This is a genomic window from Marinobacter sp. (assembly GCF_046484525.1).
GTDB lineage: Bacteria > Pseudomonadota > Gammaproteobacteria > Pseudomonadales > Oleiphilaceae > Marinobacter.
In genome coordinates this window covers 12,291-27,882 of sequence record NZ_JAWOIS010000089.1, presented here as the reverse complement: position 1 = coordinate 27,882, position 15,592 = coordinate 12,291, and the positions used below count along the sequence as shown (strand labels likewise).

The following is a 15,592-nucleotide window of genomic DNA, read 5'->3' as shown; positions in this document are numbered from 1 at the left end:
ACATTATGACCCCAGTAATTGCCCTTGTCGGCCGGCCGAACGTCGGTAAGTCGACTCTGTTCAATCAGATGACCCGTTCCAGGGACGCCCTCGTGGCGGATTTCCCCGGGCTCACCCGTGACCGTAAGTACGGTGAGGGCAACTACGAGGGCCAGCGGTTTATCGTGATCGATACCGGAGGTCTGACGGGCGATGAGGTTGGCCTTGATGCCGAAATGGCCCGCCAGTCCATGCAGGCGGTCGAGGAAGCGGACATCGTGTTGTTTCTGGTGGATGGCCGTGCTGGCCTGACCGCCGGGGACGAGATGATCGCCGATCACCTGCGCCGGAGCGGCAAACAGGCGCACCTGGTGGTGAACAAGACCGACGGCCAGGATCCGGATGTCGCGGCCGCGGATTTCTATGGCCTGGGCTTTGAATCCGTGTACCTGATTGCTGCGTCCCACAACCGGGGCATCCGGTCCATGCTGGACGAGTTGCTGCCGCGTCCCGAAGATGCTGAAGAGGAAGACCGGGCTGATAAATACCCGGGAATCCGGATCGGAGTGGTTGGTCGTCCGAACGTGGGTAAATCCACCTTGGTGAACCGGATGCTCGGCGAGGATCGGGTGGTGGTGTACGACATGCCCGGAACCACGCGGGACAGTGTCTACATTCCCTACGAGCGCCAGGGCAGTCAATACACATTGATCGACACCGCCGGTGTGCGCCGCCGCAAGAATGTTCGCGAAGTGGTGGAGAAATTTTCCATCATCAAGACCCTGCAGGCCATTGATGATGCCCATGTGGTGATTCTGGTGATCGACGCCCGGGAAGGGCTGGTGGATCAGGACCTGCACCTGATCGGTTTCGTCCTGGACGCTGGTCGTTCACTGGTGATTGCCGTGAACAAGTGGGACGGCATGGATCCGGACGACCGGGCCCGGGTCAAGGAGCAGGTGCAGCGGCGCCTGGATTTCCTGGATTATGCGGACAAGCATTACATTTCCGCGCTGCACGGTTCCGGTGTGGGTGTCATGTATGAATCCGTGGAAGCCTGCTACGAATCGGCGATGGCCAAGTGGCCGACCAACCGCCTGACGGCGATCCTGCAGGATGCGGTTGCCCAGCATCAGCCGCCCATGGTCCATGGGCGCCGAATCAAGCTCAGGTACGCCCACCAGGGTGGGTCAAATCCCCCCGTCATCGTGGTACATGGCAATCAGACCGAGGCCTTGCCTGGTGCCTACAAACGGTACCTGGAGAACACCTTCCGCAGGGTGTTGAAGGTGACAGGTTCCCCGATCCGTTTCGAGTTCCGCTCCAGCGAGAACCCGTTCGCCGGAAAGGTGGATCGTCTGACGCCGCGCCAGAAGGTCAAGAAGGACAATGACCTGAAGAAGGGGCGCCGCATTCGTAAAACCCGCCAGAAAAGCATCAAGCGTTAACCGGGCAGGCTCACGCCAGCCCGGCATCCTCCACCTGTTTTGCCTGTACCGCCGTAAGGGCGATGGTGAAGACAATGTCTTCCACCAGAGCCCCTCGGGAAAGGTCATTCACGGGCTTGCGCAGGCCCTGAAGCATCGGGCCGATACTGACCACGTTGGCACTGCGTTGAACTGCCTTGTAGGTAGTGTTTCCGGTGTTCAGGTCCGGGAATACAAACACGGTGGCCCGGCCGGCCACCTTGCTGCCCGGCGCCTTGCTGCGCCCGACGCTCTCGATGGCTGCGGCATCGTATTGTAAGGGGCCGTCGATAAGCAGGTCCGGTCTCCGCTCACGGGCGATCCGGGTGGCTTCGCGGACCTTGTCCACATCTTGGCCGGTACCGGATTCACCGGTGCTGTAACTGATCATCGCCACCACGGGCTCGATGCCGAACGCTTCAGCTGATTGCGCGCTCTGAATGGCGATATCGGCCAGTTCTTCGGCGTTCGGGTCCGGATTGATCGCGCAGTCTCCGTAGACCACGACCTGTTCTGGCAGCAGCATGAAGAACACCGAGGAAACCACGCGGGCCTGATCGTGGGTCTTGATCAGCTGCAGGGCAGGGCGCACGGTATTGGCGGTGGTATGAACGGCGCCAGAGACCAGTCCGTCGGCCTCATCGAGAGCAACCATCATGGTACCGAGCACCACGTTGTCTTCCAGCATGGCTTCGGCCATCTGCGGAGTCAGTCCCTTATGTTTGCGGAGATTGACCATGGGGTCCACGTAACGGCCGCGCACCGCCGCGGGCTCAATCACCTCGATGTCATCCGGAAGGGCCAGTCCCAGTGTCGCGGCAACGCTGCCGATCTCTTTCCTGTCACCGATCAGCACGCAGCGGGCCAGCTTCCGCTCGTGGCATGTAATCGCGGCCTGAATCGTTCGGGGCTCGGTACCCTCGGGCAGGACAATGCGTTTGTCGGCGGCCCGGGCACGTTCGGACAGCTGGTAACGGAACGCCGGCGGAGACAGCCGACTCTGGCGTTCCACACGCAGATGCTCCCGTAGCCACTCCGCGTCGATTCTGGGGGCAACGGCGTCCATGGCCCGTTCAATCCGCTCAGGGTCATCCAGCGGGATGGCGGACGACAGGTTGGCAAGCATGTGGGCGCTTTCATAGGTGTTGGTGTCGGAGCCCAGTACCGGTAACCCGGTATCCAGGGCCCGCCGGCACAGGTCGATGACGGATTGCGCCGGCATCAGGCCCCCGGTCAACATCAGTCCGGCCAACGGCACCCCGTTGAGTGCTGCCAGAGCGGTCGTGACAATGATGTCCTCACGGTCACCAGGGGTAACCATCAGAGTGCCGGGTTTGAGCGTATCGGTCATGTTTCTGATGGTTCGGGCGCACACCGATACAGTTTTCACCCGGCGCTTCTCCATGTGGCCGGTATTGAGTACCTCAACACCCAGCTCCCGAACGATGTCGGAAACTCTCGGGGCCAGTAACTCCGGTTGCCAGGGCACTTCGGCCAATAAACGGAGCTGGCCTTTGCTGAATACCTGGCATTCTTTCTGGTAGTCGATTGCCGCTGCCGGCTCTTTGTCCCGGTGCAGCGTCAGGCCGGATTGTTCAGGCTCTCCCACCTTGTTGAGAATCACGGCAATAACATCGGGATCGTTGGGGTCGGCATAGAGCCGGCGGGAAAAGTCCAGTTCCTCGTCCAGCTCCTCCGGGCTGCAGCTTTTCGGGGTACTGACCAGGATAACTTCGGAGCCCAGGTTTCTTGCCACCTCGACGTTCAGGCGGGCAATGTAGGCTTCGCTCCGGTCGGGCACAAGGCCCTCGATCACCACCACATCAACCTTACTTGCCACCTTGTGGAACTCACCAACCACATTCTCCATCAGCAGATCGGACTGGTGCCGGTTGAGCAGCTGCTGCGCTTTCTTCAGCGGAATGGGTTCCGGTGTATCCAGGTGGCTGCGGTCCCGGACGAAAGCAACGGAGGAATCCTGGCCAGCGTTATGCCGGGCTTCGGCCTCGTGTACCGACTGGCTGAAAGGCTTGTAAAAGCCGACACTGACGCCCACGCGCTCAAGCGCCCGGAGCAGCCCCAGGCAGACCGAGGTGAGGCCGGCGTCCATGGAGGTGGGAGCGATAAAAAGACTTTTGGCCATAGTGATTATCCTGGCGTTTCGGATTCGTTTGAGGCGATGGCAAGACGAGCGGCTTCCCGGGCAATCACCAGTTCTTCATTGGTGGGAATCACCAATACCGGGAACTTCGATTCCGCGCTCTCGATATGGCCATCACTGTATTTGCCCTTGCAGCGGTTCAGCTGGTCATCAATGTCGAAGCCAAGGAGCTGCAGATTATCCAGGGTTTGCTCCCGCACCCGAGCGCTGTTTTCACCAATACCGCCGGTGAACACCAGGGCATCCAGGTGGCGCAGGGAGGCCATCATTGCACCAATGTACCGGGCCAGCCTGAAACAGAACACTTCGATGGCGATCAGTGATGGCTCATGCCCGTGTTCGGCCAGGTCGCACAGTGTCCGCATATCGTTGGTCTGGCCGGACAGCCCGAGCAGCCCGCTTTCATGGTTCAGCACGTGGTGCAGCTGGTCCTGGGCGATGCCCTTTGATTTCAGATAGTCAAACAGGCCGGGGTCGATATCACCACTGCGGCTGCCCATGACCAGACCTTCCAGTGGGGTAAGCCCCATGCTGGTGTCGGCACTGAGGCCGTCACGAATGGCCGCAATGCTGCAGCCGTTGCCAAGGTGGGCCGAAATGATGGAAGTGGTGGCCGGGGTCTTGCCCAGCCGTCTGGCCGCTTCTGTCAGCATGAAGCTGTGACTGATGCCGTGAAAGCCATAGCGACGCACTCCCCAGTCCCGATAATAAGAGTGGGGCACGGCGTAGAGGTAGGCTTTCGGCGGCAACGTCTGGTGGTACGCCGTATCAAACACGGCAATATTCGGAACGTTCGGGTACAGACTCAGGGTGCTTTCGATCCCCGATAGGTTAACCGGGTTGTGCAGGGGCGCCAGGCTGGCGCACTTTTTGATGGCCTGGCGGACCTCATTGTCTATCAGCACGGCTTCCCGGAAATTCTCACCACCGTGGACCACCCGGTGCCCGATGGCGGTGGGCGGGCCCGCCAGCAGTCCGGAGTCTGTAAGGGCCTTGGTCATGGCCTCCAGGGCTTGCCGATGGGTCGCACCGGCCGGTAACCGAATGTCGCCTTCGATCCCGCCGATCCGTGCCACTGCATCATCGTGGTTCAGGCGTTCCGCCAGTCCGGTGGTGGTGCATTTCAGGCTGTTTTCGTCAAACAGGGCAAGCTTGAGTGTGGAGCTGCCGCAATTGACCACCAGTATTGTGTTGTACATAAGCCGATTCCCGTAGTTTCAGACCGGTATCCGGAGATTCTCTCGTAGCCAGGCCTCAAATTCCCTGGCCGGTTGGGGCCGGCTGTAAAAATAGCCCTGGGAATAGTCGCAGTGTTCCTGCCTGAGGAACGTGGCCTGGCCTTCTTCCTCCACGCCCTCGGCAATCACCTTGAGACCCAGGCTGTGGGCCATGTTGATAATGGCACGGACAAGGGAGGCATCCTCCGGTTCCCTGATGACATCGTTGACGAATGACTTATCGATTTTGAGCACGTCAAAAGGATAGCTTTTCAGGTAGCTCAGCGCAGAATATCCGGTTCCGAAATCATCGACGGACAGTCGCACTCCCGCTTGATCCAGCTGATACAGAATGGTTGCCGTTTCAATGGAATTGTCCAAAAGCAGTCTTTCGGTAATCTCGAGTTCGAGCAGTTCGGGTTTCAGGCCGCTGCTGCGGAGGGCATCCATTACCGTCTCCAGAAAGCCGGGATCACGGAACTGGCGTGGAGATACGTTCACGGAAATACCGATGTCCTTTCCGGCCGTTTTGTGCCAACCGACAGCGGTCCGGCAGGCCTCCTGAAGAACCCACTCGCCCACGGGAGTGATCAACCCGGTTTCCTCGGCAAGCGGAATGAAGCGGTCGGGCATGACCATTCCGAGAGTCGGGTTGTTCCAGCGCAAAAGAGCTTCCGCTGCCTGCGGCTGACCGCTCTCGGTATGTACGATCGGCTGGTAGTGCAATTCGAACTCATTGAGTTCCAGGGCCCGGCGCATCAGCGATTCCATCTGGAGCCGCTCGTGGGACACTTCGCTCATTTCCGGCGAGAAGTGGGCGTAGGCGCTCTTGCCTTTGTGCTTGGCTTCGTACATGGCGGCATCGGCGTGCTGGAGCAAGGTGCCGCTGTTGTCCGAATCTGTGGGGAATATGGCGATGCCGATACTGGTTGTTACGAACACCTCCTGAGCGTTGAGGGTAAACGGCGGCGAAAAGGTCTTCAGAATCCGTTCCGCGACCTGGGAGCAGGCGTCCGGGCCGGGCAGCCCCGGCAGGACAACCAGGAATTCATCACCCCCGAGTCGGGCGACCGTACTGGTGCCCCGGAGGCAGCTCGAGATTCGTCGGGCGGCTTCGATCAGGAGATTGTCGCCGGCATCGTGGCCGAGGGTATCGTTGATGTGTTTGAAGTTGTCCAGATCAAGGAACATGACGCCCACGAGGGTGTTCTCGCGGCGGGCCTGGGCCAGGGCAAGTTTGAGGCGGTCCAGTGCGAGCATCCGGTTGGGCAGGCCGGTGAGGATGTCGTAGTTGGCCTGGCGCAGCAGTTGCTGCTCATAGCGTTTACGAATGCTGACATCCTCGCCCAGGATCAGGTAGCCGGTAATCTCGCCGTCATTGTCCTTTATCGGCGTGACCACCAGCTGCTCCCAGAAGCGATCGCCGTTCTTGCGTACGCTGTTGACCTCACCCTGCCAGACGCCAACGCGTTGTACCTGCAACCGGATGGATTGCCACAGGTGCTTGCGCTCACGATTCTGGGCTCCCTCGTTTCCCACCTCCGCTGGGTGCTTGCCAAGGATGGAGCTGCGGTCAAATCCGGTCAGTTGAGTGAACTTCTGGTTGACGTACTCAATGTGCCACTGACGGTCACAGATCAGAACCGAGGACGGGCTCTGCTCGATGGCCTTGGAAAACTTCCGGATCTCGGCGGCGTCCCGTTTCTGTCTCGCGATATCGGTGTTGAGGCGCTCCCGCATCTGATTGATGGCATCCACCACCTGTCCGAGCTCGTCCCTCCGGTTCGCCGGTGAATATGGGCGATCCAGATTAAGAGGGTGCGACAGGTTGGCAAGGGAAAAGTCCCGGGCATAAGCGGCCATGTCCGCGAGATGCCGGGTCACCAGGTGCCGGAAGATCCAGAGGATGAGGATGGAGACAAAAAATGTTTTCAGGAATTGGGTGGTAAGAATGACTCCAATCTTCTGTTTCATTTCGCGGTATACCCGGTCCAGATTGGCGGTGATGGTCAGTTCACCGATTGTGAAACTCCGGTCGCCGTTGTGCACCAGCGTGAAACTGTGGGTTTTGGTTTCCGCCTCCCGTGGAATACTGCCCATCACCAGTTCGGAGTCGGGGTCGATCCGCAGCCTGAGGTGGGTAATGTCGGGTAGGCTGAGAATGCCTTCCATCTGGGTTTGCAGGAGCTTCTGGTCCAGAGCCCAGAGGCTCCTGGCGAGACTCGAGGCGTAACCGGATTCAATGACCTTCAGGCGTTGATCGATCAGGCCTACATCCTTGCGATAGTCCGAGTAGAGTTGAATACCTGAAGCGCCCACGGTAAAGACAGAACTGAATAGCAGAATCCACGCCAGCAGCTTCAGGGACAGGGGCGAGCTTGTGCGTAATCGCTGGAAATGTTTCGAAAAATTCGGCATGTCGTGAGTACAGCCACCCTGAAGGGATAGGAAACCGTAGCCTTCGCCACAACCCCGAATATAGCAGTTGTCTTTGGTAAATTCCCTGCAAATGCAGGAAAACTGGAGAGAATTGTGCGACTAATTGGTATTTTTGCGTATCTATACGCGAAAGGGCGGTTTGACCTGGGTCAATACCCTGCATACAGGGCCGGCGTAACCTGAGCTTAATCAAGTTTGGTAAGTGAAGGAGAGCAGCTATGTATGTGGACGCCGTGGTAATGGCAGGAATAGTAACGGTACTGCTGATGGTGGGCTTTTTCGTGGGCGTGGGCGTCTTTGTAATAAAAGATCAGAAGCAACACGGACACCAGGGCAAAAAGCAGCAGGGTAAACAGGGCGGAAAGCCGGTCTGACTACTTGAGGCCATATTCAGCGGGGAAGCTGAATCATTTCAGACAAGAGAAAATGGCGTCCCCTAGGGGGTTCGAACCCCTGTTGCCGCCGTGAAAGGGCGGAGTCCTAGGCCACTAGACGAAGGGGACGCAACGTTTTCAAAAGCTTGCCTCGTCGAGGTGGCGCGTATTTTAAGTAAGCCTCGAGGTCGTGTCAACGCTTTTTATCAAAAAAATCGGGCGTCTGTGAGACGCCCGAACTTCTTTATTGCTAGCGCTTCCCGACCGAATCTTTCAGGGCCGATTCCAGATCCTCGAAGAGAAATTCAAAGCCCTCGTCCAGAAGTCTGGCCGGCCTGGCATTCTGCCCGGTCAGTAACAGCCGCGACATTTCTCCTAACGCGACCTTCAGAACCGGTCCGGGTGCGGGAAACGGGGTGGGTCGATGCAAAACCTTGCCCAGAGTCCTGGTGAATTCAGCATTGGTAACCGGGTTGGGGCTGACGACATTGTATGGGCCTTGCGCGGTTTCGGTGTCGAGCATCCAGAGCAGCGCGTTCACGACATCCGTTCGGTGCACCCAGGGCATGTATTGCTCGCCACTTCCCAGCCGACCGCCCAGTCCGAGCCTGAAGGGCAGGAGCATCCTTTGTAGGAACCCACCGCCCGGGCCAGCGACCACGCCGGTCCGGGACAGGCAAACGCGGGTGTTCTCGCCAGCAAGCGCCATGGCGGCCTTTTCCCAGTCGTTGCAAAGCCGGTGCGTGAATTCATCGCGGGGAGTGGTATCTTCGGTAACAATCGCAGGCCCCTGGTCCCCGTAAAAACCGACTGCGGAGCCGGAAACCACAACTTCCGGTGACTGCTCACAGCTTCTGATCACATCAAGAAGCCGTTCGGTCAGCTGGATTCGGCTGTCCCTCAGTGCCTGTTTGCGGCTGGCGGACCAGCGCTTGTCGGCAATGCCTTCCCCGGCCAGATTGATCACCGCATCAAAACCCGGGCCGGAGCGGAGATAGTCAAGATCGTTGACAGCCTTGACGCGGCCGCAGATTGCCTTGACGTTTTCTGGAGGTTGCCGGCTGTAGACCGAGAGTTGGTCTCCGCGTTCCAGTAAACGAGGACAGAGCTCTTTACCGATAAAACCGGTGCCGCCAGTAATGAGAATCCGTTTTGCCATAACCCTATGCCTCCCTCGGTTTTCCCTGATCAGGATGCAGAAGTCCCGGTCTGTTTCAGTTGCAGGGTAACAACGTCTTTGATGGCCTCGCCAAGTAGCGGATTTTCGCCAATTGGTGGCGCAAGATGGATTTTTACGTCATGGTCTTTCTCAAGGTCCGCGATCATCGCCGGAACATCTTTTCTCAGGTGTCGGCCAGCAGCCAGGAACAGCGGAACGACGGTATACTCGCTGATATTATCGGTCAGGCCTTCGGCAATCGTTTCCTCCAGAGAGGGTGAAGCCAGTTCCATATAGGCAATTCGGGAGCCCGATACGGCCTGGAGGGTCGGCGCTGCGAGCTGTTCAAAGGTTTCGCACCAGCGTTTGTCGCTGCTTCCGTGGGCCAAAAGAACAATGCGGTGGTTGCTGGTCATTCAAACTCCCGGGTAATCAGTTAGGGGAAACCCGTCGTAATCCTGCACAATTATGCGCCTCGGAAGAGGCTCCTTACCAAGATATCAGGGTATGGGTTAATGTTCGATTGGAAAGAGATTCTGGATTTCTGGTTCGGAGTGCTCGACGAGCAGGGGCTTCCGGACCATTTTCACCGAAACCGCTGGTTCCGGTCGGACCGCAAGTTTGATCAGGAAGTGCGCCAGCGTTTTCTCTCCATGGTACTCTTCGCTTCCGAGCAGGGCCTCGACCACTGGCGCACCGAGTCGGGCGGTGCCCTGGCGGAAATTATCCTGCTGGACCAGTTCTCCCGGAACATCTTCCGGGGCGGGGCGCTCGCCTTCGAACAGGACCCCTTGGCGCGCAAGCTGTGCCGACAGGCCATGCACAAAGGGCAGGATATGGCGCTCGTGCCGGTTCAGCGCGCTTTCCTGTATATGCCGTTGCAGCACTCCGAGCGCCTGGAGGACCAGGATCTCTCAGTGGAGTGTTACGGACAGCTCGTAGCCACGACCAGCGGCATTCTGGGTGATTTCATGGCAAGCTTTCTGGAATCGGCGGAAGAGCACAGGGCCATCATTCGAAAGTTCCGGCGGTTTCCCCACAGGAATCGGACGCTCGGGAGGACGTCCTCCCCGGAAGAGCAGAATTATCTCGAGGGAGGGAAGTCATTCGGGCAGTAACTCTCCGCTTGCATTGTTGTGGCATTTGTTACCGTTTTGTATGAAAAGCGTACGACCAGACCGATTTACCATTTGGCCCTGATAGAATGAGTTAAGATTCAGGTAATCCGGTTGTTAAATGATCCGGAATCGCCCCTCATTTTGGAACGGTGAATGAAGATTCTGAAAGGTAGTAGGCGTATTGCTTTGTCCCTGTTGGCTATAGCGAGCCTGCAGGTCCAGTCAGAAACTCTTGATGACAGTCTCCTGGAGCGGATGACCGAGTCCGCGCCGAGGCTGGATTCTCAGGTGCTCTCCATGGCGGTCAATGCATCCCGGTGCGCAATCGGAAATGGCGTGGCGATGCCTGAGCGCCTGGCGGTCATCGACTTTTCCCTGCCGTCGAGCGAAGAACGTATGTGGATTTTCGACGTTCGCACAGGCGACCTTCTGCTTCGGGATCTCGTTGCCCATGGCCGGAAATCCGGCAATTTCCGGTCTACAGCATTCTCCAATGCCGAGGGCAGCAACATGTCCAGTATCGGCCTGTTCCGCGCCAGTGAGTCCTACTACGGGAAACACGGGTACTCCTTGCGTCTGGACGGACTGGAGCCGGGTGTGAATGACTTGGCCCGTCAGCGCGCCATTGTCATTCATGGTGCGGACTACGTAAGTGACAGCTGGGTGAATCAGTACGGTCGTATCGGTCGCAGCCTGGGGTGCCCGGCAGTCGATAACCAGGTCGTAGAAGAGGTGGTCGACAACCTCAAGGGCGGTCAGCTGGTCTTCAAGTATTATCCGGATCAGGAGTGGTTGCAGAGTTCCAGTTTCCTGCACTGTGAGGACACCCAGATGGCTGCAGCTTCCGGTAATGAAGCAGGGCAGAGTTGATCTCCCTGCCTGAAAATTCAACGGATTGCATGGGATCTGAGCAATTTTTCCGGTCCTGTGAAAAAGTTGAAAAAAGAGGTTGACGGCCGGAGTCTGATCCGTAGAATACGCCTCCGTTGACGGCAATAACCGTTCAGCAATGCGGGAATAGCTCAGTTGGTAGAGCACAACCTTGCCAAGGTTGGGGTCGCGAGTTCGAATCTCGTTTCCCGCTCCAGATTTCGAAACCTGGCTTTGAAAAAAAAGCCGGGTTTTTTCGTTTCAGGGCCCCGGTCAGTCGCAGCGCCCGAACCTCCTCTCGGTTATACTCCGCAGCCATACCCAATTCTTCTCAGAGCGGGAGGCGCGTAGCATGAGAATCCATTCGCTTTATGTCTATCCGGTGAAGTCGCTGGCCGGCATCCAGGTTGACTCTTTTAATATGGATGATTTCGGGCCGACAGGGGATCGGCGATGGATGATCGTGGATGAGGAGCGTCGTTTCGTTACCCAGCGCAGTCATCCCCAGTTGGCCCGCATCAAGGCCTGGTTTTCGGGGGAGCAAGTCGAAGTGGATATTCCGGGGGAGGGTATCTTCCGTCTTCGATCAACGGATGAGATGTTCCCCGTGCTGGTCTGGCGCGACTGGGTGAAGGCCCGGTTGGGAGAAACCGGGGCCAACGAAGCACTTTCCCGTTTCTGCGGCCAGGCTTTCCGGTTTGTATACATGGCGGATGAGACCTTCCGCCGGGTAGACGAGAATCGGGTCGGTGAATATCGCCGGGTTGGATTTGCGGACGGCTTTCCATTCCTGATAACGAACCTTGCATCGCTGGAAGAACTGAACAGCCGGCTCGAGCAGCCGGTCACAATGCGCCGGTTCCGCCCCAATATCGTGGTTGAAGGGGCCGATCCCTGGGCTGAAGATGACTGGCGCGAGCTGCAAATCGGCGGCCGCCAGTTTCGGCTGGTAAAGCCCTGTTCCCGCTGTATCATGACCACCGTTGATCCAGATCGGGGCGTCAAAGAACCCTCAGCCCAGCCGCTTCGCACGCTCTCAGGGTACCGTCGTACCGGGGAAGGTGTCATCTTCGGTATGAATGCCATTCACGACCAGCCCGGCAGTATCCGTGTCGGTGACCCTGTCAGCATTATCAAAACGGAGAATTCCTGAACGTGCCTTTGTTAACTCTGGATTCGGTATCCCTTGCCTATGGTATGCATCCGCTGCTTGATCATGCCTCACTAGTGATCGAGGCCGGCGAGCGTGTGTGCCTTCTGGGTCGTAACGGTGAGGGAAAGTCCACCCTGCTGAAGATCGTCAGTGGCGAGGTAACGCCGGATGGTGGCACCGTGCGCCTCGACGACGGTGCCGTATTGGCGGTGTTACCGCAGAACCTGCCGTCTGACGACGCCCGAACCGCCTATGATGTGGTTTCCGGCGCTTTCCCGGAAACCGGGGAGTTGCTGGCGGAGTTTCACCGGCTCTCACAGCAGGCCGACGAGGCCAGCCTGGAGAAGATGACAAAGGTGCAGGAGCGTCTTGAGGCCCTGGACGGTTGGCGGCTGGACCAGAAGGTCACCACCATTCTCGGGCAATACGGCATCGATCCTGACCGGCGCCTGAACACGCTTTCCGGGGGCTGGCAGCGCCGTGTACTGTTGGCGCGGGCCCTGGTGGCCGAGCCGGACATCCTGCTCCTCGATGAGCCAACAAACCATCTGGATGTGCCCGCCATCGCCTGGCTTGAAGATGCGTTGTCCCAGTTCCGCGGTGCCATGCTGTTTGTCAGCCACGACCGCGCCTTCATCCGCCGCATGGCAACCCGGATCGTCGAGCTGGATCGCGGCAAGCTGGTCAGCTTTGCGGCTACCTACGACCGCTACCTGGAGCTCAAGGAAAAGGCTCTGGAGGAAGAAGAACGCCAGAACGCGCTGTTCGACAAGCGGCTCAAACAGGAAGAAGCGTGGATTCGCCAAGGGATCAAGGCACGCCGGACTCGCAATATGGGCCGGGTTAGGGCGCTCAAGGCCATGCGCGAGGAACACCGTCAGCGTCGGGTCCGGGGTGGAACCGCAAGCTTCGCCGTGGAGGAGGCTGATCGTTCCGGCAAGCTGGTGGTAGAAGCCCGTGATGCCGGGTTCGCCTATCCCGATGGCACCCAGGTGATTCGGAATATGGACCTGACCATCCTTCGGGGCGACAAGATCGGCCTGGTTGGTGAAAACGGTACCGGCAAGACAACCCTGGTACGTCTGTTGCTGGGTGACCTCAAACCCTCCCAGGGGGCTATCCGGTTGGGTACCAACCTGGAAGTGGCCTATTTCGATCAGTTGCGCGGCGAGCTTGATCTTGAGCGCAACGCCCTGGATAACCTCTCCGAAGGGAGGGAATTCATCGAAATCAATGGCCAGAGCAAGCACGTGCTGGGTTACCTGCAGGAATTCCTGTTTACCCCGGAGCGGGCAAGGTCGCCTGTTCGGGTGTTCTCCGGTGGTGAGCGGGCCCGTCTGCTACTCGCCAAACTGTTCAGTAAACCGGCCAATATCCTGGTGCTGGATGAGCCCACGAATGACCTGGATGTGGAAACCCTCGAGCTGCTTGAAGAACAACTGGCCGAGTTCAAGGGTACCGTCATCGTGATCAGTCACGACCGTGAGTTCCTGGATAACGTGGTGACCGAGACCATCTTCCTGGACGGCACACGCAGGGTTCGGGAATACGTGGGCGGCTATTCCGACTGGCGTCGTCAGGGTGGTCGTTTCCCCTCGGAACAGGGCGGCAACCGGCCCGACAAGCAGGATAAGCAGTCAAAGGCGGAGGTACCGGCCAGTGCGGATGCCGGGAGCGAAAAAGCTTCTGCTGGTAAGGCGGCACCCAAGGCCAAGGCCGCCAAGCTAAGTTACAAGCTCAAGCTGGAGCTGGAGCAGCTCCCCGCCAGGATTGAAAGGCTTGAACAGGAAGTGGCCGAGCTCCAGGAAACCATTTCAGGACCGGAGTTTTATTCGGGGCCGGCTGATGAAGTCGCTGCGACTCTGCAAAAACTGACAGAAGCAGAGCAAAGTCTGGAACAGACCATCGAACGGTGGATGGAACTGGAGGAGCAGGCGGGTCAGTAGGTAAAGAGGGAAGAGGGCGGCGGGCTGCATAGGCCGCCCTCCCATACCAGGCTTCTGGCGGATCAGTGAATCCGCACCGCCAGAACGTCACATTCGGTGCCGTGCAGGACGCCGTTGGCAGTCGAGCCAAGCAGCAGTTGGAAGCCCTTGCGGCCGTGGCTGCCGACAATCACGAGGTCCACATCCTGCTCTTCCGCCAGTCGATGGATCTCCGATTCCGGCCGACCCACTGTAACGACCTGGTTCTCCTTTGCCACCCCGTATTCATCCCCATATTTGCCCAGCTGCTCCTTGGCAGCCTTGTCCAGCTGATCCTGGAGTTCGGTCAGATCCATGGGAATGTCGCCGCCATAGGCATAGCCCACCGGCTCAACAACATGTACGAGCATCAGTTCGGCACCATGGGCGCTACTGATAGCCTTTGCCTTGTTGAGTACCTGCGGGGCTTCTTCCGTCAGGTCAATGGCAACAAGCATTTTCTTGTAGGCGGACATCGCATCACTCCTTCGCATCGGGCTTACATAGGAAATAGTAGTCCAAATCTATCCGAAAGAGTGTAGCGGGAAACTGACAGGTATCAATACGAAGGCAGGAAAAAATGAGGTCTGACGGGGAATTACACCCCGCCAGAGTTCCATGGCCGTTCAGGAAGCGGCAGTTTTCAGCAGGTCGATCGTGGTGGCGAGGCTGTTGAGAATGCCCTTTGAATAACGATCAATCACGAAACCGACATTATTCTCGTTGTAATTGATGTAGGAGCCCCGGATGAACTGCCATTTGGAGCTGATGTCATCCAGCAGGGTTTTGAGCTCGCCTTCGGCCGGGCCTTTTTTGATCGTTGCCAGGAGGTCGTCGAATTCCCTGGCTTGTTCGTCCAGGGAAGTTTCGGTGTCCGAGCCCTGGAAGGTCTGGGTGACCGCAGAGTTGGATCGAACGGAGTATTTGGCCTTCATCTGGGCCATTTTCACTGCTGCCATCCGGGCGGCCTCAACCCGTTGGTTGGTGTTGGTTTCATTGCTTTCCCGGGCAACAGTGTAAAGCTCTGTGGCCATGTTGTTCATGGTGAGAGCCTGGTTCGCCATGTCGGAGACCAGGCGCAGGTCCGGGTAACCACGATTGCGCACATCGTTGATATTGTCGCGCATCAGCGCCTTGAACTTGTCGAATTCCTGGTTGAGGGATTCGAGCTGATCCTCGGAGAGCACGCCGGCCGTACTTTGGCTGAGGCTGTTCATGGCATCGTTGGCAGAGTTAATGCCCACCACAATTTCGTTCAGGGTGTCCGTGGCCCCGGTCCCGCTAAAGCGATAGTAGGCATCCAGAGCCATGTAATTGCTGATCCGGAAATTGTGCAGATCAGACAGGAAGCTGTTGGAGGTTTCCTGGGCTTTCGCGCCCAGGGACGCAATCGCTAGCGCGATCAGGCCGATAGCAAGGGATACAAATCGCAAACGGGCGTCTTTCATCCGATGACTCTCCGTAATACTGTGTTGTTATAGTCGACTAAAGTCGCACTTTGAAGGTAGATTAACTGTAACGGCCAATCAAGCGCTTTTGCCGGCAACGGAGGCTGCAATTGTTAATTTGCACGCCTTCAGCAAGAAACAAATTGACAAACGCTCGGTTTTTTTTCATCGTGTGCCCTCACGATTCAAACGACTGTATGAATTTTTGAATCGGAAGATCGGGCAGTGACCGAAATCTCGCTGC

General features: G+C 58.0%; 13 protein-coding genes and 2 tRNA genes. 7 read left to right on the top strand and 8 right to left on the bottom strand.

What is annotated here, in order from left to right; translation table 11 throughout:
• The first annotated feature begins 5 nt into the window (after window positions 1–5).
• Window positions 6–1,427, top strand: a complete 1,422-nt coding sequence (gene der, locus R6W86_RS17770) for a ribosome biogenesis GTPase Der (RefSeq protein WP_410330677.1) — start codon at window positions 6–8, stop codon at window positions 1,425–1,427.
• 10 nt (window positions 1,428–1,437) lie between these two features.
• Here the strand turns inward: der and pta are convergent, their stop codons facing one another.
• Genes pta through R6W86_RS17755 form a run of 3 tightly spaced genes read right to left on the bottom strand, consistent with a single transcriptional unit; the run spans window position 1,438 to window position 7,241 of the window.
• Window positions 1,438–3,588, bottom strand: coding sequence for a phosphate acetyltransferase (pta, locus tag R6W86_RS17765; RefSeq protein WP_410330676.1), 2,151 nt, complete (start codon window positions 3,586–3,588; stop codon window positions 1,438–1,440).
• Between the two features lie 5 nt (window positions 3,589–3,593).
• Window positions 3,594–4,805 carry an acetate/propionate family kinase gene (locus R6W86_RS17760; protein ID WP_410330675.1) on the bottom strand — a complete coding sequence of 404 codons (1,212 nt, stop codon included), beginning with the start codon at window positions 4,803–4,805 and terminating at the stop codon, window positions 3,594–3,596.
• A gap of 18 nt (window positions 4,806–4,823) precedes the next feature.
• The gene (locus R6W86_RS17755) at window positions 4,824–7,241 is read right to left on the bottom strand and encodes an EAL domain-containing protein (protein WP_410330674.1); all 2,418 of its coding nucleotides are present in this window, start codon (window positions 7,239–7,241) and stop codon (window positions 4,824–4,826) included.
• A 239-nt stretch (window positions 7,242–7,480) separates the two neighbouring features.
• On the opposite strand from R6W86_RS17755, the gene ccoM reads away from it, so the two are divergent.
• Window positions 7,481–7,636, top strand: a complete 156-nt coding sequence (gene ccoM, locus R6W86_RS17750; RefSeq protein WP_410330673.1) for a cytochrome c oxidase subunit CcoM — start codon at window positions 7,481–7,483, stop codon at window positions 7,634–7,636.
• A 53-nt stretch (window positions 7,637–7,689) separates the two neighbouring features.
• Here the strand turns inward: ccoM and R6W86_RS17745 are convergent.
• From R6W86_RS17745 to R6W86_RS17735, 3 genes are all read right to left on the bottom strand, one after another.
• A tRNA-Glu gene (locus R6W86_RS17745) sits at window positions 7,690–7,765 on the bottom strand.
• Between the two features lie 121 nt (window positions 7,766–7,886).
• Window positions 7,887–8,795 carry a TIGR01777 family oxidoreductase gene (locus R6W86_RS17740; RefSeq protein WP_410330672.1) on the bottom strand — a complete coding sequence of 303 codons (909 nt, stop codon included), beginning with the start codon at window positions 8,793–8,795 and terminating at the stop codon, window positions 7,887–7,889.
• 29 nt (window positions 8,796–8,824) lie between these two features.
• Entirely contained in the window at window positions 8,825–9,211 is a 387-nt protein-coding gene (locus R6W86_RS17735; RefSeq protein ID WP_410330671.1) for a sirohydrochlorin chelatase, read from the bottom strand.
• A 99-nt stretch (window positions 9,212–9,310) separates the two neighbouring features.
• Here R6W86_RS17735 and R6W86_RS17730 point away from each other — a divergent pair, with 99 nt between their 5' ends.
• The 5 genes from R6W86_RS17730 (at window position 9,311) to R6W86_RS17710 (ending at window position 13,882) form a co-directional block, all read left to right on the top strand.
• The gene (locus R6W86_RS17730; protein ID WP_410330670.1) at window positions 9,311–9,913 is read left to right on the top strand and encodes a DUF924 family protein; all 603 of its coding nucleotides are present in this window, start codon (window positions 9,311–9,313) and stop codon (window positions 9,911–9,913) included.
• 153 nt (window positions 9,914–10,066) lie between these two features.
• The gene (locus R6W86_RS17725) at window positions 10,067–10,783 is read left to right on the top strand and encodes a murein L,D-transpeptidase catalytic domain family protein (RefSeq protein ID WP_410330669.1); all 717 of its coding nucleotides are present in this window, start codon (window positions 10,067–10,069) and stop codon (window positions 10,781–10,783) included.
• Between the two features lie 141 nt (window positions 10,784–10,924).
• A tRNA-Gly gene (locus R6W86_RS17720) sits at window positions 10,925–11,000 on the top strand.
• A 135-nt stretch (window positions 11,001–11,135) separates the two neighbouring features.
• Window positions 11,136–11,936, top strand: coding sequence for an MOSC domain-containing protein (locus R6W86_RS17715; RefSeq protein ID WP_410330668.1), 801 nt, complete (start codon window positions 11,136–11,138; stop codon window positions 11,934–11,936).
• Window positions 11,937–11,938: 2 nt separating this feature from the next.
• Entirely contained in the window at window positions 11,939–13,882 is a 1,944-nt protein-coding gene (locus R6W86_RS17710; RefSeq protein WP_410330667.1) for an ATP-binding cassette domain-containing protein, read from the top strand.
• Window positions 13,883–13,944: 62 nt separating this feature from the next.
• Here the strand turns inward: R6W86_RS17710 and R6W86_RS17705 are convergent, their stop codons facing one another.
• Together R6W86_RS17705 and R6W86_RS17700 are read right to left on the bottom strand one after the other, a co-directional pair.
• On the bottom strand, window positions 13,945–14,376 hold the full coding sequence (locus R6W86_RS17705) for a universal stress protein (protein WP_410330666.1): 432 nt from the start codon (window positions 14,374–14,376) through the stop codon (window positions 13,945–13,947).
• Window positions 14,377–14,526: 150 nt separating this feature from the next.
• Window positions 14,527–15,348: a hypothetical protein gene (locus R6W86_RS17700; RefSeq protein WP_410330665.1), complete on the bottom strand. Its 822-nt coding sequence runs from the start codon at window positions 15,346–15,348 to the stop codon at window positions 14,527–14,529.
• Window positions 15,349–15,592: the final 244 nt, after the last annotated feature.

Excerpts from the sequence above, each read along its gene's own strand:
- der (WP_410330677.1), top strand. The coding sequence starts at position 6 with ATGACCCCAGTAATTGCCCTTGTCGGCCGGCCGAACGTCGGTAAGTCG.
- R6W86_RS17755 (WP_410330674.1), bottom strand. The coding sequence starts at position 7,241 with ATGCCGAATTTTTCGAAACATTTCCAGCGATTACGCACAAGCTCGCCC.
- R6W86_RS17725 (WP_410330669.1), top strand. The coding sequence starts at position 10,067 with ATGAAGATTCTGAAAGGTAGTAGGCGTATTGCTTTGTCCCTGTTGGCT.
- R6W86_RS17730 (WP_410330670.1), top strand. The coding sequence starts at position 9,311 with ATGTTCGATTGGAAAGAGATTCTGGATTTCTGGTTCGGAGTGCTCGAC.
- R6W86_RS17700 (WP_410330665.1), bottom strand. The coding sequence starts at position 15,348 with ATGAAAGACGCCCGTTTGCGATTTGTATCCCTTGCTATCGGCCTGATC.
- R6W86_RS17715 (WP_410330668.1), top strand. The coding sequence starts at position 11,136 with ATGAGAATCCATTCGCTTTATGTCTATCCGGTGAAGTCGCTGGCCGGC.
- R6W86_RS17735 (WP_410330671.1), bottom strand. The coding sequence starts at position 9,211 with ATGACCAGCAACCACCGCATTGTTCTTTTGGCCCACGGAAGCAGCGAC.
- R6W86_RS17705 (WP_410330666.1), bottom strand. The coding sequence starts at position 14,376 with ATGTCCGCCTACAAGAAAATGCTTGTTGCCATTGACCTGACGGAAGAA.
- ccoM (WP_410330673.1), top strand. The coding sequence starts at position 7,481 with ATGTATGTGGACGCCGTGGTAATGGCAGGAATAGTAACGGTACTGCTG.
- pta (WP_410330676.1), bottom strand. The coding sequence starts at position 3,588 with ATGGCCAAAAGTCTTTTTATCGCTCCCACCTCCATGGACGCCGGCCTC.
- R6W86_RS17740 (WP_410330672.1), bottom strand. The coding sequence starts at position 8,795 with ATGGCAAAACGGATTCTCATTACTGGCGGCACCGGTTTTATCGGTAAA.
- R6W86_RS17760 (WP_410330675.1), bottom strand. The coding sequence starts at position 4,805 with ATGTACAACACAATACTGGTGGTCAATTGCGGCAGCTCCACACTCAAG.